Source organism: Metabacillus sp. KUDC1714, from assembly GCF_014217835.1.
GTDB lineage: Bacteria > Bacillota > Bacilli > Bacillales > Bacillaceae > Metabacillus > Metabacillus rhizosphaerae.
In genome coordinates this window covers 2,763,461-2,782,083 of the sequence record NZ_CP055263.1, presented here as the reverse complement: position 1 = coordinate 2,782,083, position 18,623 = coordinate 2,763,461, and the positions used below count along the sequence as shown (strand labels likewise).

The 18,623-nt window shown below is 37.8% G+C and carries 11 protein-coding genes; 4 read left to right on the top strand and 7 right to left on the bottom strand.

All coding sequences use genetic code 11. The features are described 5' to 3' along the window. Window positions 1-4 precede the first annotated feature (4 nt). From HUW50_RS13260 to addB, 4 genes are all read right to left on the bottom strand, one after another. Window positions 5-3,406 (bottom strand): AAA family ATPase, encoded by a 3,402-nt coding sequence (locus tag HUW50_RS13260; RefSeq protein WP_066336524.1) that lies wholly within the window; start codon window positions 3,404-3,406, stop codon window positions 5-7. Further along, window positions 3,403-4,584, bottom strand: coding sequence for an exonuclease SbcCD subunit D (locus tag HUW50_RS13255; protein WP_066336528.1), 1,182 nt, complete (start codon window positions 4,582-4,584; stop codon window positions 3,403-3,405). Before HUW50_RS13255 ends, HUW50_RS13260 begins: the two co-directional genes overlap by 4 nt. 120 nt (window positions 4,585-4,704) lie before the next feature. Next, complete coding sequence (gene addA, locus HUW50_RS13250; RefSeq protein WP_185653993.1) at window positions 4,705-8,424, bottom strand: helicase-exonuclease AddAB subunit AddA; 3,720 nt, start codon at window positions 8,422-8,424, stop codon at window positions 4,705-4,707. Further along, on the bottom strand, window positions 8,417-11,908 hold the full coding sequence (gene addB / locus HUW50_RS13245; protein WP_185653992.1) for a helicase-exonuclease AddAB subunit AddB: 3,492 nt from the start codon (window positions 11,906-11,908) through the stop codon (window positions 8,417-8,419). The genes addA and addB overlap by 8 nt, the downstream gene beginning before the upstream one ends. A gap of 393 nt (window positions 11,909-12,301) precedes the next feature. On the opposite strand from addB, the gene HUW50_RS13240 reads away from it, so the two are divergent. Beyond that, entirely contained in the window at window positions 12,302-13,438 is a 1,137-nt protein-coding gene (locus HUW50_RS13240) for an MFS transporter (protein ID WP_066336536.1), read from the top strand. 23 nt (window positions 13,439-13,461) lie between these two features. Here the strand turns inward: HUW50_RS13240 and HUW50_RS13235 are convergent, their stop codons facing one another. From HUW50_RS13235 to HUW50_RS13225, 3 genes are all read right to left on the bottom strand, one after another. Then, window positions 13,462-14,634 (bottom strand): thiolase family protein, encoded by a 1,173-nt coding sequence (locus HUW50_RS13235; protein ID WP_185653991.1) that lies wholly within the window; start codon window positions 14,632-14,634, stop codon window positions 13,462-13,464. A gap of 273 nt (window positions 14,635-14,907) precedes the next feature. Further along, window positions 14,908-15,414 carry a signal peptidase I gene (gene lepB / locus HUW50_RS13230; protein ID WP_066336545.1) on the bottom strand — a complete coding sequence of 169 codons (507 nt, stop codon included), beginning with the start codon at window positions 15,412-15,414 and terminating at the stop codon, window positions 14,908-14,910. 18 nt (window positions 15,415-15,432) lie between these two features. Beyond that, window positions 15,433-16,050 (bottom strand): TVP38/TMEM64 family protein, encoded by a 618-nt coding sequence (locus HUW50_RS13225; RefSeq protein WP_185653990.1) that lies wholly within the window; start codon window positions 16,048-16,050, stop codon window positions 15,433-15,435. Between the two features lie 143 nt (window positions 16,051-16,193). Between HUW50_RS13225 and HUW50_RS13220 the strand changes: the two genes are divergently transcribed. The 3 genes from HUW50_RS13220 to HUW50_RS13210 all read left to right on the top strand — a co-directional run bounded on the left by HUW50_RS13220 (window position 16,194) and on the right by HUW50_RS13210 (window position 18,623). Continuing rightward, window positions 16,194-16,553, top strand: a complete 360-nt coding sequence (locus tag HUW50_RS13220) for a YhjD family protein (RefSeq protein ID WP_066336549.1) — start codon at window positions 16,194-16,196, stop codon at window positions 16,551-16,553. 570 nt (window positions 16,554-17,123) lie between these two features. After that, the gene (locus HUW50_RS13215) at window positions 17,124-17,924 is read left to right on the top strand and encodes an amino acid ABC transporter substrate-binding protein (protein ID WP_066336557.1); all 801 of its coding nucleotides are present in this window, start codon (window positions 17,124-17,126) and stop codon (window positions 17,922-17,924) included. A gap of 15 nt (window positions 17,925-17,939) precedes the next feature. Further along, complete coding sequence (locus tag HUW50_RS13210) at window positions 17,940-18,623, top strand: amino acid ABC transporter permease (RefSeq protein ID WP_066336563.1); 684 nt, start codon at window positions 17,940-17,942, stop codon at window positions 18,621-18,623.

Below are 18,623 nucleotides of genomic sequence, written 5' to 3'. Positions count from 1 at the left end.
TTACCTATAAAGATTCTAAATAGACAGTTGACCCTTTCCCTGATGGTTCAGCAGGTTCTACAATGAGCTTTCTTGGTAATCTTGCCCGAAGTTCTCCAACATGGCTAATGACTCCGACGGATAGGTTTTGAGCTTGGAGTTTTTCAAGCGCCGTCACAACCGTATCGAGAAGATCTACATCTAAAGTTCCGAAACCTTCGTCAAGGAAGAAGAATTGCAACGGATATTCACCTCGTAGTTGAATTTGCGTCGATAATGATAGAGCTAATGCAAGTGATGTTAAAAAGGTTTCCCCACCAGAAAGTGTTGATACAGGCCTTCTAACGCCTCCATTTGCATCATCTCTCATAATAAATCCACCTTGAGAGTCTACTTCAATTGCATATCTGCCACGTGTTAGCTGCCTTAATCGTTCAGAGGCATCACGGCTTACTTGCTGAAGCTGTTCTTCGGCTACATATTCAACAAAGGTATTTCCCTTAAATACAGATTGGAGCTTTTCAAGCTTTTGTAGCATGTCATCAAGCCCTTTTTGTTCATTTTCAATTACCATGAAACGCTCATGTTTCTCCACTAGCATTTGTAGTGTATTATTAGCAGCCCCCTTGCTAGCAACAGCTTCGTCAACCTGGTCTTTCATTTCAGCCTTTATTTGTTGGATTTGCTCCCACTCAGCTAATGTTAACTGTTTACCCGAAAGCTTTTCTTCAATACGATGTAAGTCTGTGTAAAGCTGCTTGATTTTATCCGTATAGAACTCTATTTTCGCCTTCATTTGCTGTTTTTTATCAGCTGGTAATACAGCAGCGAGCGTTTCTTCAATTGTCTTAAAGGAAGTTTCTTCACTGGCTGTAATCCATTTTTGCTCTGCTTCTGCAAGCTTAAGGTTTGTTTGATCATATGACTTTTCAATAGCCACAAGCTGACTTTGAAGCTGGTGAAGTTGATTAGACTTCTGCTGCCATGACTGATACAACTCATTCTCTCTTTCAATTAACAGCTTTAATTGTGTCTCTGTTTCTTCAATTTGCTGACTAATTTGTTGATTTTGATCAACTTCTTTTAGTTTTTCTTGTTTTTCAGCGATTAGCTGCTCACGATTTTTTATCTCAGCAAGTAATTCTATTTCTTGCTCTGTTAGTTTTTGATTTTGTCTCTCCTGCTCTTTTACCATCTCTTCTTGCTCTTCAATAAATGAAATACTTTTTTGAATACGTTCATTTAATTGCTCAAAAGCTTCGTCTTTATCTACTATTTCTTTTTGAAGCTGTTCTAGCTTATCTAAAGGCATTGAGGAGAAACGTTCAGAATAAGATGATAACTCCTGATCATACTTTTGTTGATATGCTTGTTGTTTGCGGGACCATTCATTTGCATCCTGTGTTGCTGATGATATAAAATCAGACCGTCTAATCTCTTCCTGCTGTAGCTCGCGTACCTGTTTCATTAGCTTATCTAAAGTATTTTTTATTTGTAAATAATCCTGATCGATCGCTTTAAACCCAGCATGGAATCTACTGTATCCTTGTTCATGAGTCAGCTCTTGACCGATCGTTATGACTCTATCTATATTAGTTTCGTCTATTTGCTTGAGCTCACGAAGAAACGGAAAATCTGAGACTACTTGTTGTGATAAACTTTCGAGCTTGATCTTTAGTGCATGACTCTCCTGACTTAGACTTTGTAAACGATCAAGCTGGTCCCTTATCAAATCTGATTGTTTTTCAACTTCAGCAGGATTCACTTCATCAAGATGAACAGGACTTGGGTGGCTACTTGATCCACATACTGGACATGGCTCGCCATCACTCAACTGCTTAACAAGCTCTTGGGCCAGCTTTTGACTCTTCGCTTTTTCCTCCTTAGCTAACAAAGCATCAAATTGTTCTTTTACAGAATGAATATATGTTGCATGCTCTCTTTCTCTCTCAGAAACGAGAAAATATAGCTGGTTTAAGCTGACAAATTGCTCTTGAAGCTGTGTTTTGCTATTGGTTACCTGTTCGGTAATAAGGTTGAGCTTTTGCTTTTCCTGATCGATCGCTGTTAGTTTGTTGTTTACTAGTTCCATCGTTTCCATTAAGATCTGCTGTGATTGCTTGACTTTATGTTTTGCTTCTAGGGCTCCCCGAACATGTTCTCGTTCTTTTGCTGTAATTGTTTTTGTTTTTTGTTCTTCTTTTAATACCTGCTGCTTAGCCATAGCCTTTTCAACAAAATGCTGTGCTTTCTTTAATAGAGCATTGCTTATTTCACGTTGTTCCTGAAGTTCACTCTTTTTATGTTGAAACTCCCTTAATAGCTTTTGATCATGCTTCATATCTTCTTCTACTTTTTGCAAATGAAGAAGTTTTTCACGTTTAGTAACTAAACGTGGCTCCTGATCTGCTTTGTTCTTACGAATTTCTTCATAGGAACGACTGATGGTTTCATACTGTTCCTTTATTTCAAGAAACTGTTTTTTTGCTGTAGCAAGATTGATTTCAGCCTCTTGTTTCTCTTGCTTAAGTGCTTGTAAAGACTCTGCATAAGGTTGTAATTCTTTAGCCTCTTCGGCCTCTTTCAACTGATCTTGCAAGTTTTTAATAGAATCTTCTTCTGCTTCTATTCTTATTTTTTCTTTTTCAATATCAGCCCTTTGCTGTTGAAGCTGCCAAATCCCTTGCTTTTCCTCATAGTCTTTCATGACAATTTCTAATTCTGTACTTCGTTTTTGCAAAAGCAATTCGGCTGCTTTAAGTCGTTCTTCAGCCTCTTTCACTGCTTCGGATGAGGCATCCCCTAAGCCTGTCTTCTCTGCTTCTAGCTCATTGCGTTTTATTTTCGTTGTTGTTAATCTCTTTTTCAATTTTTTCATTAACTGATCGCCATATTGCTCTAGATGAAATAAGCGTTGAAGCATTTGTCTTCTTTCTGCACCCTTTAATGACAGGAACTCAGCAAATTTACCTTGTGGAAGAACAACGGCACGAGTAAAATCATCAATTGTTAAACCAAGTAATCCATATACTTGTTCATTCACATCTACCGCCTTATCGGCAAGGACAATTTTCTCTTCACCAGCTTCAATTAAACGGCAAATCGCAGTTTTCACCCTTATTTCATCTGTTCGTTTAAATACACGTTCCACTGTATATTGTTTCTTAGCAGAGGCGTTCTCAAGTTCGAAGGTGAAGGAAACAGTAAGCTGATCTTCTGCATGGTTTAATATCCCATGCGTATTATTCATCGCTCGTTCCACTTTTCCGTATAACGCTAATGTCATCGCATCTAAAATGGAAGATTTTCCACTTCCTGTCGGACCAAAAATCCCGAAGATTCCTCCATCACATAACGAATCAAAATTAATAATCTGTTTTTCTCTGAAACTATGCAACCCAGAAACAGTTAGCTGTAACGGCCTCATTCTTCATCACCTTCCTCAAGATCATCATCCTGTTGGACTAGCTCTAAGAATAGTTTGACTAACTCCTGCTCTGGCTTTGCTCCGCCTGTTTGCTTTTCATAAAACTGTGAAAATAATTGATCAATCGGTAAATTGGCTTGCCTTGTCGTAGCAACCTCCAACTCTTGCTGAAAAACAGGGCGAATATGAATAAAGCCTGGATGCCATTTTCGCAAACGATGAATCTCTTCGATCGATAGAGTTGTAGTTAGATGAATTTCTAAATCAATCCATGCCGAAGAATCACGACCTTCCTCTAACCAGCTGTGAACCTGATTTATCCCTTCATTCGCTTTCCATTTCACAAGCGATTTTCCAGAGGATAACGGAATTTCCTTCATGACAACCGGCTGATTTGGTTCAGCATCTAAAATTGTTACTGACTTCGCATAGCCTATTTCTGAAAAACTATAGGCAAGCGGTGAACCTGAATATCTCGTTAATGTACTCGCTCGGTTTATGTTTTGGGGACGATGCAAATGCCCTAACGCAACATATTGTGCTGCTTCAGGCATACTTGTTGCTGCAACTGTATACGCTCCACCAACCTCGATCGGACGTTCAGAATCAGATGAGCTCCCTCCAGCAACATGAATGTGACTCATTGCCATATTTACCGTATCTGGCTGGAATTGTTTGCTCATAATCGAAAAAAGCTCTCTAATTCTTTCATCATATTTATTTCTTAACAGCACTTCATCATGTGCTTCTGAAAGTACTTGCTCAAGTCTCGCTTCAGATGGATACGCTAATGCAGCAACCATCATTTGTTGTTGCACACGTGGCACATCAATTTTTAGAACCTCGTGACTTGGATATCCGATTAAATGGATTGAATGATTACCTGCTAATGGCGATGCAGCTGATAGGCGATCAGGATTATCATGATTTCCAGCAATTACAATGATCGGACGTTTTCCGTAATCAGATAATCGTGATAGTCCATCGTAAAACAGTTGCTCCGCTGCGGCTGGTGGATTAACTGTATCGAACGCATCACCAGCCATTAAAATAGCATCCACTTTTTCCTCTTCGACAATCTTAACAAGCTCATCGATAAATTGTGCTTGCTCTGCTAAGCGACTGCGACCTTCTAGTGACCGACCTAGGTGCCAATCTGCTGTATGCAATATTCGCATTCGTTCTACATCCTTTCAAATTGAAATGTGCAAGCACTTGACTACCCTCAGGAAATTATACACTTCAAAATAGAAGGCTTTTATGCCTTCTATTTTTATCTAATCTTCCTAATAACGTTTTTACATCTCGATTACATATCCGCCATCAAAGAAAAATAAATATTTTTCAGTAAGAGGTCGGTGAATAATGTCCTCAATTGCTTTTGTATATAAATCAATTTGAACACGATAACGATCTTTTAGTACCTGTTCTGCATCAGCAATACCGTTAGGAAAAAGACCTTTGATTGTATCTGTCTTATAATCCAAAAGTACAGTACCTTCCTCATCCTCAAATAAACAATCAATCACACCTTGTACTAAGACAGGCTCATTTTCCATATCATCATACAGCTGCTCCGCTTCGAGCGCGTAACTAAATGGTACTTCGCGATAGACCTTTTTAGCATGAAGGAGTCTTGCTCCAATAGGTGAAGAGAAAAACTCAACAATTTGAGAAATATTAATAACCTCAGCTAATTCCTTTGTAAGAACTTCTTTACTAACTAGCTCTTGAACTTTATCTATCACATCATCTTTCCTAATCGGCTCACTAAGCGTCAAATGCTGCATAACTGTGTGCATTGCTGTTCCGCGTTCAGCTGCTGAAATTGACTTGCTTTGCATAAAGCTTGGTCGATTATATAAAAGGGCTTGCGATGCCTGCTTCCTAATCAGCTGCTGATCACTATATTCATCTTGAATTTCTCTTTGTCTTTTTAATTCGGATACTGATTGCTTTGATCGATTTCGTGTGGCAGATTTGTAAGGATAGACCCATGTTAATTGATCATTCACCTGTTGCTTTTGTTCACTTTCGATTGCTACTGTTTCACCTTCACTAATTGCCGCTAGAATATCTTGATTAAACTTCTGCTCAGCCTCAAAGGTTTCTTGAAGCTCCTCACTTTTCACGGATTCAATTGTCCATTTTGAAGGATGCTTTGTGATTTCGTCACTTATAGACATTTGCCCATCACTAAGGATTACACAATCTTGATGACGAATTAATGCAGGTCCGATCCAGTCTAAGTAGGTTTTCGCTTTCGCACGTTCGAAGTCTGGTAATAACCACTCTGAATGAGAGAGGTGATTTCGCCAATTAGCAATCGATTTATCAGGATCCTTCAATGTTCCAAGTAAATAAAGCTTCTCTTTTGCCCTCGTCAAAGCAACATATAGCACACGCATTTCTTCTGCGAGAAGTTCCATTCGCATTTTCTTTTTAAGGGCGATATAAGGCAATGTTGGGTAGCTTACACGTAATTTTGAATTGATCAATTTTGTGCCAAATCCTAGTTCCTTATCAAGCAAGTATTTTTTATTAAGATCCATCATATTAAACTGCTTCGAGAGCCCTGCAATAAAGACGATAGGGAACTCTAGACCTTTACTGCTATGAATTGTCATTAACCTGACAACATCCTCCTGCTCGCCAAGGGCACGGGCTGCACCAAGGTCATCACCACGCTCTTGCATTCGTTCAATAAAGCGTAAAAACCTGAATAAGCCTCTAAACGATGTTGCTTCATATTGACGTGCACGATCATATAGCGCACGTAAATTTGCTTGACGCTGTTTACCACCAGGCATTCCACCAACAAAATCAAAAAACTTTGTATCACGATATAGCTGCCATATTAAGTCTGATACAGATCCTTGTCTTGCTTGCTCACGCCAGCCTTGTAAAAGCTCTACAAACGAGCTTAGTTTAATGAAAAGGTTTTGATTCTCTATTGAACCTTTTTCTAATAAAGCTTTAACAGCATCAAAATACGTTCCTTTTTTATCAAAAGTACGTATGTGTGCTAGCTCGTTTGCATCTAAACCAACAACTGGAGATCGCAACACTGATGCTAATGGAATGTCCTGGAAAGGATTATCAATTACTTTTAACAACGATAGCATAATCGCTACCTCTGTCGCTTCAAAATAGCCATTTGAAAGATTCGCATAGACAGGTATTCCCGCCTGTTTAAACTCTTCCATAATTTGCGGTGCCCATGGCATCGAGCGAAGAAGAATTACAATGTCGCGATATGTTACAGCACGAGTACCATCGATACCACGATCATAAATTTGGAACTGTTGATCGATAAGTGACTTTGTTTTTTTTGCCATAAGTCTTGCTTCAAGCTGAACGGTTTCTAGTTCTTGTTCGTCAAAAACTCCTGTTTCTTCATCTTGTTCAGCATCTTCACCATTTCCTCGTTCAATTAACAAAAGCTCTGTTTTCATAAGTTCACTTTCAGGATATGTCGCGCCTAGTTTTAACTCTGCATCATGATCGTAAACAATCTCTCCAACCTTCTCACCCATGATTTGTTTAAATAAATAGTTTGTTCCATCAAGTACTTCTGTTCTGCTTCGGAAATTTTTCGATAAATCAATCCGCATCCCTGTTTGTTCTGCTGTTTGTGTAAATCGCTTGTACTTGCTTAAAAATAAAAACGGCTCAGCTAGGCGGAAGCGATAGATTGATTGCTTTACATCGCCAACCATAAATAAATTCCCTGTTGCTTCTTCATCCTTTGTTACTAACTTTAAAATCGATTCTTGAACAAGGTTTGTATCCTGATATTCATCCACTAATACTTCAACAAACTGTTGTTTATAAAATAATGCCGCTTCACTTGGCCCATTTTCTTCTGTTTGTAAAATTTGTAGGCAATAATGCTCTAAATCTGCAAAATCTACAATACCTTTTTCTTTTTTCATGCCTTCATAAAGGTCAGCGAATTGTTTCACAAGAGAAACAAGCTTTGTGACAACCGGCTTTAATTGATCAAAGTCTTGTAAGTAATTCTTAAGTGTTCGTGAAAACATTTCATCGCGCAGCTGCTCAATTTGTTTCTTTGCAGCATTTCGTAACGATGTCACTTGATCTGTTAAGGCTTTATCATATTGATCACCTTTAACCGTTTTTGCACGAGATAATTTAAACGTCTTAATTTGCTCACTAAGTTCATCCCATGAATTTTTCAATCTCAACAACTCTGAAACTTGTTTTAAATCATCAACTAGGTTTTCTGCACGAGGTGCGGGACCTGCCGGACGTTTTGTTAGCTCCATTGCCTGTTCAAGCTGATCCATTGCACCTAATAGCTGCATTTCAATATCCTGCAGCAAATATTGAACAAAGGGTAATGACTCAATATCCTCTGCATTTTCAAGATCAAACATAGATGTGAGCTGATCTAGCCACAAACTTGGTGTCGGATGCGATCTAGAAAAAAAGTAAAGCTCTCGAATTAATGTTTGTAGCTCAATATCATTTCGATCAGATGTATAACGATCAACAAGGTCAAAAAACTCTACATTGTCCTCACGACTATACTCCTCCTCAAACATCTCATCAAGAACTTCATCAATCAGTAATTGGCCTTCGGTTTGATCAGCTATTCGAAAGCTAGGATCAATATTGATTAAATAATAATACTTCCTTACTACCTGCAAACAGAAGGAATGCAACGTCGAGATCGATGCCTTGTTTAATAATGTTAGCTGTCTACGTAAATGGAGAGAGGATGGATTTTCCTTTAATGCTTTTTCTAACGCTTCTCCGATACGGCTTCTCATTTCAGCTGCAGACGCATTTGTAAACGTCACAACGAGTAAAGCATCGACATCTACGGGATTTTCTTTTGAAAGTATTTTTCTAATGATCCGCTCAACTAAAACGGCCGTTTTCCCAGAACCCGCAGCTGCAGCGACTAAAATGTCCTGTCCACTTGCAACAATCGCCTTCCACTGATCATCTGTCCATTGACTATTTTCAGGCTTTGAAATGATCTCACTCATCACCTCTTACCTCCTCTCTCATACGTTTTAACACCTCTTCATTTTTTTCACTTTTTAATACTCTAAAATTATTTTCTTGTAGTGATTCATCAAATTGGCAAACCGATTTATATTCACAGAACGTGCATGGCATTTTGTCCTTTAGCTTATACGGACTAATATCAATGATTCCGTCCGTGATATTCGTGCCGATTCTTTCAAAAGAAGAGCGGACATGATTTCTTAACAAATCGAATTCATCTTCACTGGCTACACTCGAATTTGCCCGGAATCCACCTTCTTTTTTCAAGCCTGCTGCGATAATATTTGATGTACTTCCTTCACTTAGACTGTTGTCCATTAAACGGACTGCTTCCTCGTCTCCAAGCAATAACCCCTTCATTTTAAACTTTTTAAAAATCTCATCATCAAGCTTGTCCTCTGACAACATTGTATTTGCCTGAATCATCGGATCATGCACATGGAAATATAAAACACCAGCAGGGGTCGCTTTTTCTCCAAGCCACATACTTGAATTAGAGATAATGACGTCTAAATAAGTAAGCATTTGTAGGGCTAATCCGTAATACACCTCAGTTAGTTGAACATTTTTATCACTAGATTTGTAGTCAACGATACGCAGCAGGACACCGTTTGATCCTGTTGCTTTGTCCACTCGGTCAATCCTACCAGCTACCTCCATCGTACAGCCATTTGGAAGAGTAAAACGAATTGGTGGAAGCTCGCCCCCCTTCCCAAAGGCAAGCTCTAAGCCAACAGGTGTAAAGCCACTAGCCTTTGCGTGTTCACTTAAAATAGCTGAAGCGCGAGCAAGAATTTTTTGCAGCTTATGTTTAATATAATGAAATCGATTTGAACTAAGTAGGATCTCTCTTTGCAAGCGCGGGGCAAGTTTTTCAACTGCATCATTTGATAACCGCTCACATTGATCCTTCGTTAGCTCCTTCCAGTCTAGGTTTAACTGCTGTAATCGATCAGATATTAGCTTTAACGCTGAGTGGAACATTTGCCCGATATCAGGTGCTTCTAGCTTGAAAAATTTTCTCTCTTTCAGCTTTAAGCCGTGTGAGGCAAAGTGTGAGAATGCGCAGCTATTAAATTGCTCCATTCGCGAGACACTTCCTTGAATATGCTCACCATATAGCTCACGGCTTACGGATGTTTCTAATTGCTCTGGCTTATTTTGATAGGATAGACTGCTTAATACCCTTTTGGTTAGCAGTTGATATTCCGATGTTATAAAGTGATTATAGGCATCCCACCAAATTGGATGAACTGGATACCCGCGCTTCCATGATTGTAGCTGTGACGTAATATAGGATAAGGTTACATTCTTATTCACAATAAATGAAAGCTGCTCTTCTAAAGATAGCTGTTCAGGCTCATTTAAAAGTCGTTGTTTTTCAACCTTTGGAAACATCTCTTCAATCCGTTTAACAATAACAGAAGGAAGCAATGCTTTACCCTCATCATCTGCCATTGGGTAAGATAAATAAAGATGTTCAGATGGACTAGACAAAGCCATATAAATTGTAAAGTTCTCATCAAGAAGCTGCTGTCTTGCTGTTGGCGCAAGATTTATGCCTTGAAAATGCAGTGCTTCACGGTCATCCTCTGTTAAAATCCCTTCCTCTTTCGGTCTTGCCGGAATCACACCGTCATTTACTCCTACGATAAATGAGCACTTCACATGGAAGAATCTAGATTTTTCAAGATCAGCAATTAATACTTGATCAATTGCTGGTGGGACTAATGAAAACTTCATAGATTCAAGCCCTGTTTCAAGAATTTCAGCAAACAATTTCAAGGAAACATTTTCATCTGAAAGCATTTCAACAAATTCATCTAATAAGTTGATCACTGCCTGCCATACTTGATCATGCTCCCTCGCCTCTAATAAAAGGCCCTTTTCTTCAGCGTTAATACGAAGACTCTCTATTTTTTCAGGTATTTGTAATTCTTCTAAATAAAGATACAAACTTTGAGCAAGATCCCTTCCTGTTTTGCTGCGTTTTATTCTTTTTTGTAAAGCTAAGATCGGCTTAACAACAATAGAACGAAGTTGGTTAAGCTTGTCCTCCATCTGCTTTTCTTCATCTGTCACAACAAAGTCATCGTCAAGTGAATAAAATCGTCGATAGTGCCATTTTTCATCCTTTGTCCACTTAGAACCTTGAATACCATATGATAAACAATAGTTTTCTAATAAGTCCATTTCCTCACGCATTACTTGCCTTTTCATCTCAAATGGAAATAGCAACTCTGTTTTTACAGCTCGGAAAACCGCCTCATGACGCCAATGCCCATTAATGATCTCTAAAGTAGAACGAATGAATTCAACTAATGGATGGTTAAGCATAGATTGCTTTTGATCGATAAAAAACGGTATCTCATAATCACGAAACACTTGTTCAATCACGTCACGATAATCGTTTGCATTGCGGATAAGTAATGCTAGATCACGATAACGATAGCTTCCCTGTCTGATGAGTGTATGAATTTGTCGTGCAATTCCTTCTACTTCTGAACGACGATTTGCCGCTTGAAAGATTGTCAAGCTAGTTTTTTTCTCATAAACACTAGTTGGTCTAGTATCATAAAATTTCTCTAAATGCCCGAGAGAGAGATTACCAGTAAATCGATGCTGCTCTCGCAATACGATTGGCTCGTCAACTTCTTTCCCCGCTTCTAAAGCAGCTTTTAGAATTTTATTGTAAGTTTTTCCAGTCATATGAAATAAATGTAACTCATGAGGTAAATGCTCTTCATATGGCTTATCAGCTGTAAGGGCTATTTTCACATTTGCTGCATTTTTCATTAAAGCTGCAACAACCTCGTATTCCTGAGGAGTAAAGCTATGAAAACCATCAATATAAATATCCGCTGATCGCAAATAGTCTGACTCCTGTACCTTTTCAGCAAGCAAGTGTAAATAATCCTCTGAGTCTACATATTGATTACTAAGTTCAATTTCTAACTGTTTATAAAGTAATGCCATATCATGAAGCTTGTCTGTTAATGACTTTTTATCTAATTCCGTTGTAGCACCTGCCAAGTATTCATCTAACTCTTGTGGTGATAAACAATAACGTTTAAATTCAGTCAGCATAGCTTCAAGTTGCTGGATAAAACCGTTCTTATCACTAGCCTTCGTGAACACTTTAAATTCCTGCTTATATTGTTCAACTAGCTTTCGTAACATCATCTGAATGCCTGTGCTTGAAAGATGATGACGAGTCATCCCACCTGTTTCCTGGAGAATTCTCCATGCTAACCTACTAAAACTAAACGTTTGCGCACGGATCATTCCACCTAAATTCGGTGTCTTTATTAATTCATACTCTGCCCCAAACGTCATTTGATCTGGTACAAGGTAAATGATTGGACGGCCGATTGGTTCTTCAAATAGCTTGTTTCTTATTTCATTTAAGATGGCTTCAGTTTTCCCGCTCCCTGAACGCCCTAGAATAAATTGAATGCTCACGTTTATTCCCCACTAACGTTTTTATTTAGGCGCTGTTAAACTTGGTTGTTGATATACGCTTTGGCGTTCGCTTTTTGCGGGCGGTCCGGGAGCCTCCTCGGTGCTTTGCACCTGCAGGGTATCCCTTGGACTCGCACTCTAAGCAGGAGTCTCACGTATCCGTTCCAATCAACAAGTGCAAAAATCAACAGTGCGCTTTAACAGAACCTATATTAAAAAAGAAATACCACAACTAAAATAGTGTGGCAACAATGTGTGATTTATTTCTACATCTTTATTTATATTTTACTTTACTTTTAAGCGAAATTCTATTTATAGGACATGCCAAGTTTTGTATGGATAAAACACAGATTCTTTAAAATAAACATAATGATATATGAGGAGGTGAGTTTCATGAAAAATCGAGCCATTGACTTGTTTATGTGGATTGCAGCGACTAGTGTGGCAAGCAATATTTATTTGCTCATTCCAATTTACTCAGCTGTTGCAGAAGGATTATCAATTACATATGAAGAGGTTATATTTTCAAGTACATTATTTACATTTTGTTACGCTCTAGGTCTTTTAAGCTTTGGTCCTATTTCTGAATACTTCTCAAAGAAGAGAGTGTTATTTTTCGGAATGCTTGCTTCTAGCCTCTTAACATTTGTTATTACTTTTTCCAATTCATTATTAAGCTTTTATCTTATAAGAAGTTTCCAAGGCTATGTATTAGGTAGTTTTGCACCCGTTGCCTATGCATATTGCTTTGATGTATTTCATGCAAACCGCAGATCCTTTGTCATTGCAGTTATCAACATGGGATTTTTAATGGCGGGTATCCTTGGTCAGCTAATCAGTTCTTCTTTGGTAGCTGCTTATGATTGGAGAGGGATTTTTTATTTTCTTGGTTGTATTTATATTCTTCTAGCTTTTAGCACATTATTTACACTTCCTTCGGTTCCCCACTCTTTTACCAAGAGCTCTTCAAAAGAAACGTCTATTTTTTCTAGCAAACTGCTACAGCCCTCCATTATTTTAGGATTATCCATCACCTTTGTTACTTTAATGTCCTTTGTTGCTTTTTATGATGAATTAGCCCAGCACTATACTGGGGAAGAAGAAGCACTTTTTTATAGTAGATGTATAGGTTTGGTTGGGACACCCCTATCCTTATTATGCGGAAACTGGCTAAAAAAGCATAAAGCTAAAAAGATGCTTCTTATCTGCTTGTCTATTATTATCATTTCACTTTTATTGATGTTACTAACAAATAATCTTGTTATGATCACTTTACTGTCTACCTTATATGTATCGGCAATCGCTGTCTTCATCCCTTCTCTTATTACATTTATTGGAGAAGCGGCTGCTAAAAAACGAGCGGCTGCAATCTCTCTATACTCCTTTACATTACTAATAGGGGCAAGTCTCGGGCCAATCGTTGCAAATGTTTTATCCTTCCAAAGCGTCATTTCTTTATTTTCCATTTTATTTGGATTGGCTTTTATCTTACTTTTATTTACTAAAAATCATCTAATACAAAGAGGCTGACATGAACGCCAGCCTTATGTTTCCTACCCTCTTTCAACAAACAAAGCGACACCAATCCCTCCACCAACACAAAGGGAAGCAAGGCCTTTTTTCACATTTTGTCGTTTCATTTCATGTAAAAGACTTACAACAATTCGGGATCCTGTACAACCAATTGGATGCCCTAGACTGATACCACTACCATTCACATTGACCTTTTCTCGATTTAAATTCAACTGTTTTTCAACAGCTAAATACTGTGCGGCAAAGGCCTCATTGATTTCAATTACGTCCAAATCATCAATCGTCCAATTTAACGAATTTAGCCCCTTTTGAATTGCAGGAACAGGGCCAATCCCCATAACCTTTGGATCGACTCCAGCAACTGAATAATTTGAAATCTTCGCTAAAATAGGCAATCCTCTATTTTCAGCCTCTTCTCTCGCCATTAACACTAGCGCTGCTGCCCCGTCATTTAGAGATGAAGCATTTCCTGCTGTAACGGTTCCATTTTCTTTAAAAATAGTAGGTAATGATGCAAGCTTTTCACTCGTTACCTTTCTAGGACCTTCATCTTGAGAAACAATTACCTCTCCCTTTCTAGATCTTACTGTAATCGGGAGAATTTCTTCTGTAAAGTTTCCATTATTAATTGCAGCTAACGCACGATTTTGACTTGTTAAAGCAAGTTCATCTTGCTCTTCTCTCGAAATCGTAAATTCCTCTGCAACATTTTCCGCTGTTTCACCCATCATAATATGATGGATCGGATCTTCCAATATCTCCCATACACTATCAGTTACCTGTCCATGCTGAAGCCGAGAGCCAAAACGGTGCTGCTTAAGTAAATAAGGACTTGAACTCATTGCTTCCACTCCACCCGCGATCACGATATTGGAGTGGCCAGTTTGAATTTGCATTGCAGCAGATATGATTGCTTGTAGTCCTGATGCACATTGTCTTTGGATGGTGTAACCTGTTGTTTTGTCAGGAAAATCCGCTAAAAGCGCTGACGTACGTGCAGTATTTGGTTCATCTGTTCGTTGAATACAATGACCTAGAATAACTTCCTCTACCTCTTGCTTTTTTAGCTTACTTCTTTTAACAACCTCATCTAATACAGGTACCACTAATTGAGAAGGCAACAACTCCTTGAAAGCGCCACCAAATAAACCGATAGGTGTCCTTACCGCAGCCGTTATGACAACCTCACGCATTTCCCATCCCCCTTATTAAACTCACTATTAATCATAAGAGCTCGTAATTTCATTATAGTATAATTATTTGAAATTATTGCAAAAATTAGCTTTATTTCGGGGACTTATCTTCGATTCCTGGAATTTATCTTCGATTTTTGAAATTTATCTTCGATTTTTCACTTTTATCAACTATTAGACGTAATTCGACAAAATAATCACTCAAAAAAGCGCTAACCCAAAGAGTGAAAACTTCTCCAAATTCCAGAAGTTAGCCCTATTGCGAGTTAGCACCTATTTTCGATCTCCAACTGTCCCGATCAAATTATCCATTTCCACTAAACCAAAATGACGACTATCTCGACTTTGAAGGCGATTATCTCCAATAACAAACATATACCCTTTAGGAATTCTTGTTTTATCTGTAATTTCTTCAAGCGTAAAGTTTCCTGTTTGCTTCGTTACTTCGGGATTCTCCTTCGTTGGTAAAAAAGGCTCATTAACCGCCTTTCCATTTACATAAAGCTGATCGTCCTTGTAATAAAGTTCATCACCAGGTAAGCCGATCACCCTTTTAACATAAATTTTTTCACTATTAGGTGGATGAAAAACAACAACATCAAACCGATCAAGTGAATTAAAATAAATTCCCAACTTATTTATTGAAAGCAACCTTCCTTCCTCATACGTCGGTTGCATTGAAACTCCCTCTACTTTATATTCCACAAAGATAAGGTTCTTTAATATAATAGCCATTAAACAAATTCCTACTGTTGTAAAAGCTATTCCCCGCTTTTTCATGATAACCCCCTACAACGATTAATCGCCTCTTTTTTTTACTGTCATCGATACATTTAAGCGCCTTTCGACTCTTTTACCAATAAACCATAATAAAAAAATGACAATTGCTACAATAATGGATCTTGTTGGCTGTGTAATAAGTGCATGTAAATCCTGACCGATAAAACTCACCATAAAAATCATGACAAACTTTCCAGATAAAACCGCTAAAATAAATTGCCAATGACTTATTCGCGAAAGCCCTGCAACAACATTAATTGCCGCAGATGGCGTAAATGGAAAACACAAAATGAGAAATAACGGACTAAAACCTCTCCGTTCAATCCAAGTTAACAATTTTTTTATCGCCTTTTTCTCTTGTAAGCGTTTAAAAAATCTCCACTCGCCAAGCTTTCTCATCATAATAAATACTATAATAGCACCAGAACAAGCTCCAATCCAAGATAAAAAAAATCCCATCCAAAGACCAAACGAATTAACGTTTGCAACAATGAATACAACAAGCGGTAAAAACGGAAAAAAAGCCTCTAACATTGGTAATAATATCGCAAAAAACGGACCGAACGACCGATACGTTTCAAATAGCTCCATTAATTGTTTTAAAGAAAAAAAATCCTGTAGTGTCTCCGGGCTCATATTATACTCCTCTGATAAATCCTTTGGTATCTATTTTACACATTTATGTCAAAACTTGAAAGATCAAGGTGCACTTGCGAAGTTTAATTTAATCGTGTATGATAATTACGAACAAATGTTCTGTTTAAGAAAGGAGCATTTCTGTGACCAGAATACCGAAAGACATTCGAGCTACAATCGAACAATCCATCTATATACCGATGGTTGTTTCGATCTTAAATCGTGACCTAACAGTGATCGAAAAAAGTCCGTTCAAACTACATCGGCCATATTTAGCACTGGTTGAGGAATCCCTAAAACTTGCACAAAAAGATTTGGCTGTGATTAGACAAGAGCTTCATAGACGAAATATAAAAGTACATGAAGTTGAACGAGATGAGGCTTTTACACTTTACTCCTTCCTCTATAATGGCTATGAAGAAAAACACAATTATTTTAATCCAAGAATACGTAACAAAGTATGTGAACTAATAGAAATATATTTATTTAAGCCACAAAAATAGCCCTACTTCATCCATTCCCACTTTATCAGGGATTTAAAAGAAGAAATCGATTATTTAATTGCTACTTGTCTATGCAATGGAAATAAAAGAGACACCTCACTAATTTTAGCAGGTGTCTCCCCCTTACTTTCTTATGTCCAATCAAAAACTCTTATAATGAACCTGATGGAGTACCAAAGCAGCCTAAACGGAAACAAAATAATTTCAGGAAAGTAAAATAACGCTTCTGTGAGAAAATCAGTAAACGTAAACCTCCCATCCTTCTTTTTTATCTTTCTTTTCTGTTTATATTTCTCTCTCCGTTTATGAAAAGACATGATTTGCCTTCTCCCTTCGTATCTTTTTCTAACCCTGCATAATCTTTAACATTCTGCAAAAAATAAAAAAGCATTCTAATTTAATATTTATACGAATCACTTAAATATTTTGTTTCATTATTATCTTTCTAATGTATTAAGGCATTTTGATTTTCAACTATGAGAAACAACTTAATTGACAACGCTCCTTTTGTTGATTATTCTAGAAAAGTTATTTTTAATAAAACCTATAAACTTACTGGGGGATAACAGCATGAAAAAAACATACATTTCATTCCTGACAATTCTATTTGTTCTCGTTCTATCCGCATGTGGTGCTCAAAAAGATGAGAATACCACTGGGGATACCGCTTCCCTTTACGATCAAATAAAGGAAAAAGGTGAGATTACAATCGGAACAGAAGGAACATATGCACCATTTACATTCCATGACAAATCAGATAAATTAACCGGCTTTGATATCGAAATAGCTGAAGAAGTATTCAAGCGACTTGAGATAAAACCTACTTTTATTGAAACAAAATGGGACGGGATGATTGCTGGTCTTGATGCTAAACGTTATGACCTTGTTGCTAACCAGGTAGCCATTCGTCCGGAACGTTTAGAAAAATATGATATGTCTGAGCCATATATTGTGTCAAAAGCAGTACTAGTTGTTCATGAAGAAAACAACGAGATTAAAAGCTTAGAGGATTTAAACGGGAAAAAAGTTGGACAATCTCTTGATAGCAACTACCGAAAAATTGCAGAAGAGCACGGTGCAACAAATACAGTTGTAGTTGGCTTTAACCAAGCAATCGATCTAATTGTTTCAAAGCGTATTGATGGAACAATTAATGACAGCCTTTCTTACCTTGATTTAAAAAAGCAACGACCTGATCTTCCTATTAAAACAGTATATGAGGAGCCAGATGCAACTAGTAATGCTTTCCTTTTCCGCAAAGGTAGTGATGAATTAGTTGAGGCAGTCAATGGGGCACTTGCAGATATGAAAGAAGATGGTACGTACTTAAAGATTTCCGAAAAATGGTTCGGAACTGATGTATCTAAGTAAAGGAATTGATGTGTAATGTTTGCAGATGAACGAACAGAAAGAATTATAGGAATCCTCAGTGATTCCTTTTTTCCTATTTTAAAGGCCGGTTTATATTTTACCATTCCATTAACATTAATTGCATTTGTATTAGGTCTTATACTGGCATTTCTAACAGCTCTTGCTCGTCTTTCAGGATTTAAGCCTTTGGTGGTTCTAGCAAAATTATATGTATGGATATTTAGGGGAACGCCTTTGCTAGTTCAATTATTTATTCTGTTTTACGGATTGCCGAGTCTTGGAATAACACTGGATCCTTTTCCTGCTGCTGTCATTGGCTTTACTTTAAATAAGGGTGCTTACAGCTCTGAAATTATCCGAGCAGCCATTCTTTCAATTCAAAAAGGCCAATGGGAAGCAGCCTTCTCAATTGGAATGACAAAGTCACAAGCAATGAGAAGAGTCATCCTTCCACAAGCTGTCCGGGTAAGCATACCACCACTTGGGAATTCCTTTATTAGTCTTGTGAAGGATACATCACTTGCAGCAACAATTACTGTTACAGAGCTTTTTCAAAAAGGCCAGCAAATTGCAGCTGTCACGTATGAACCGTTATGGCTTTATATAGAAGTAGCCTTTATTTATTTAATGTTCAGTACGGTTCTCTCATATGCGCAATCAAAACTTGAACATCGCTATGATCGAACAGTTGCTAAGTAA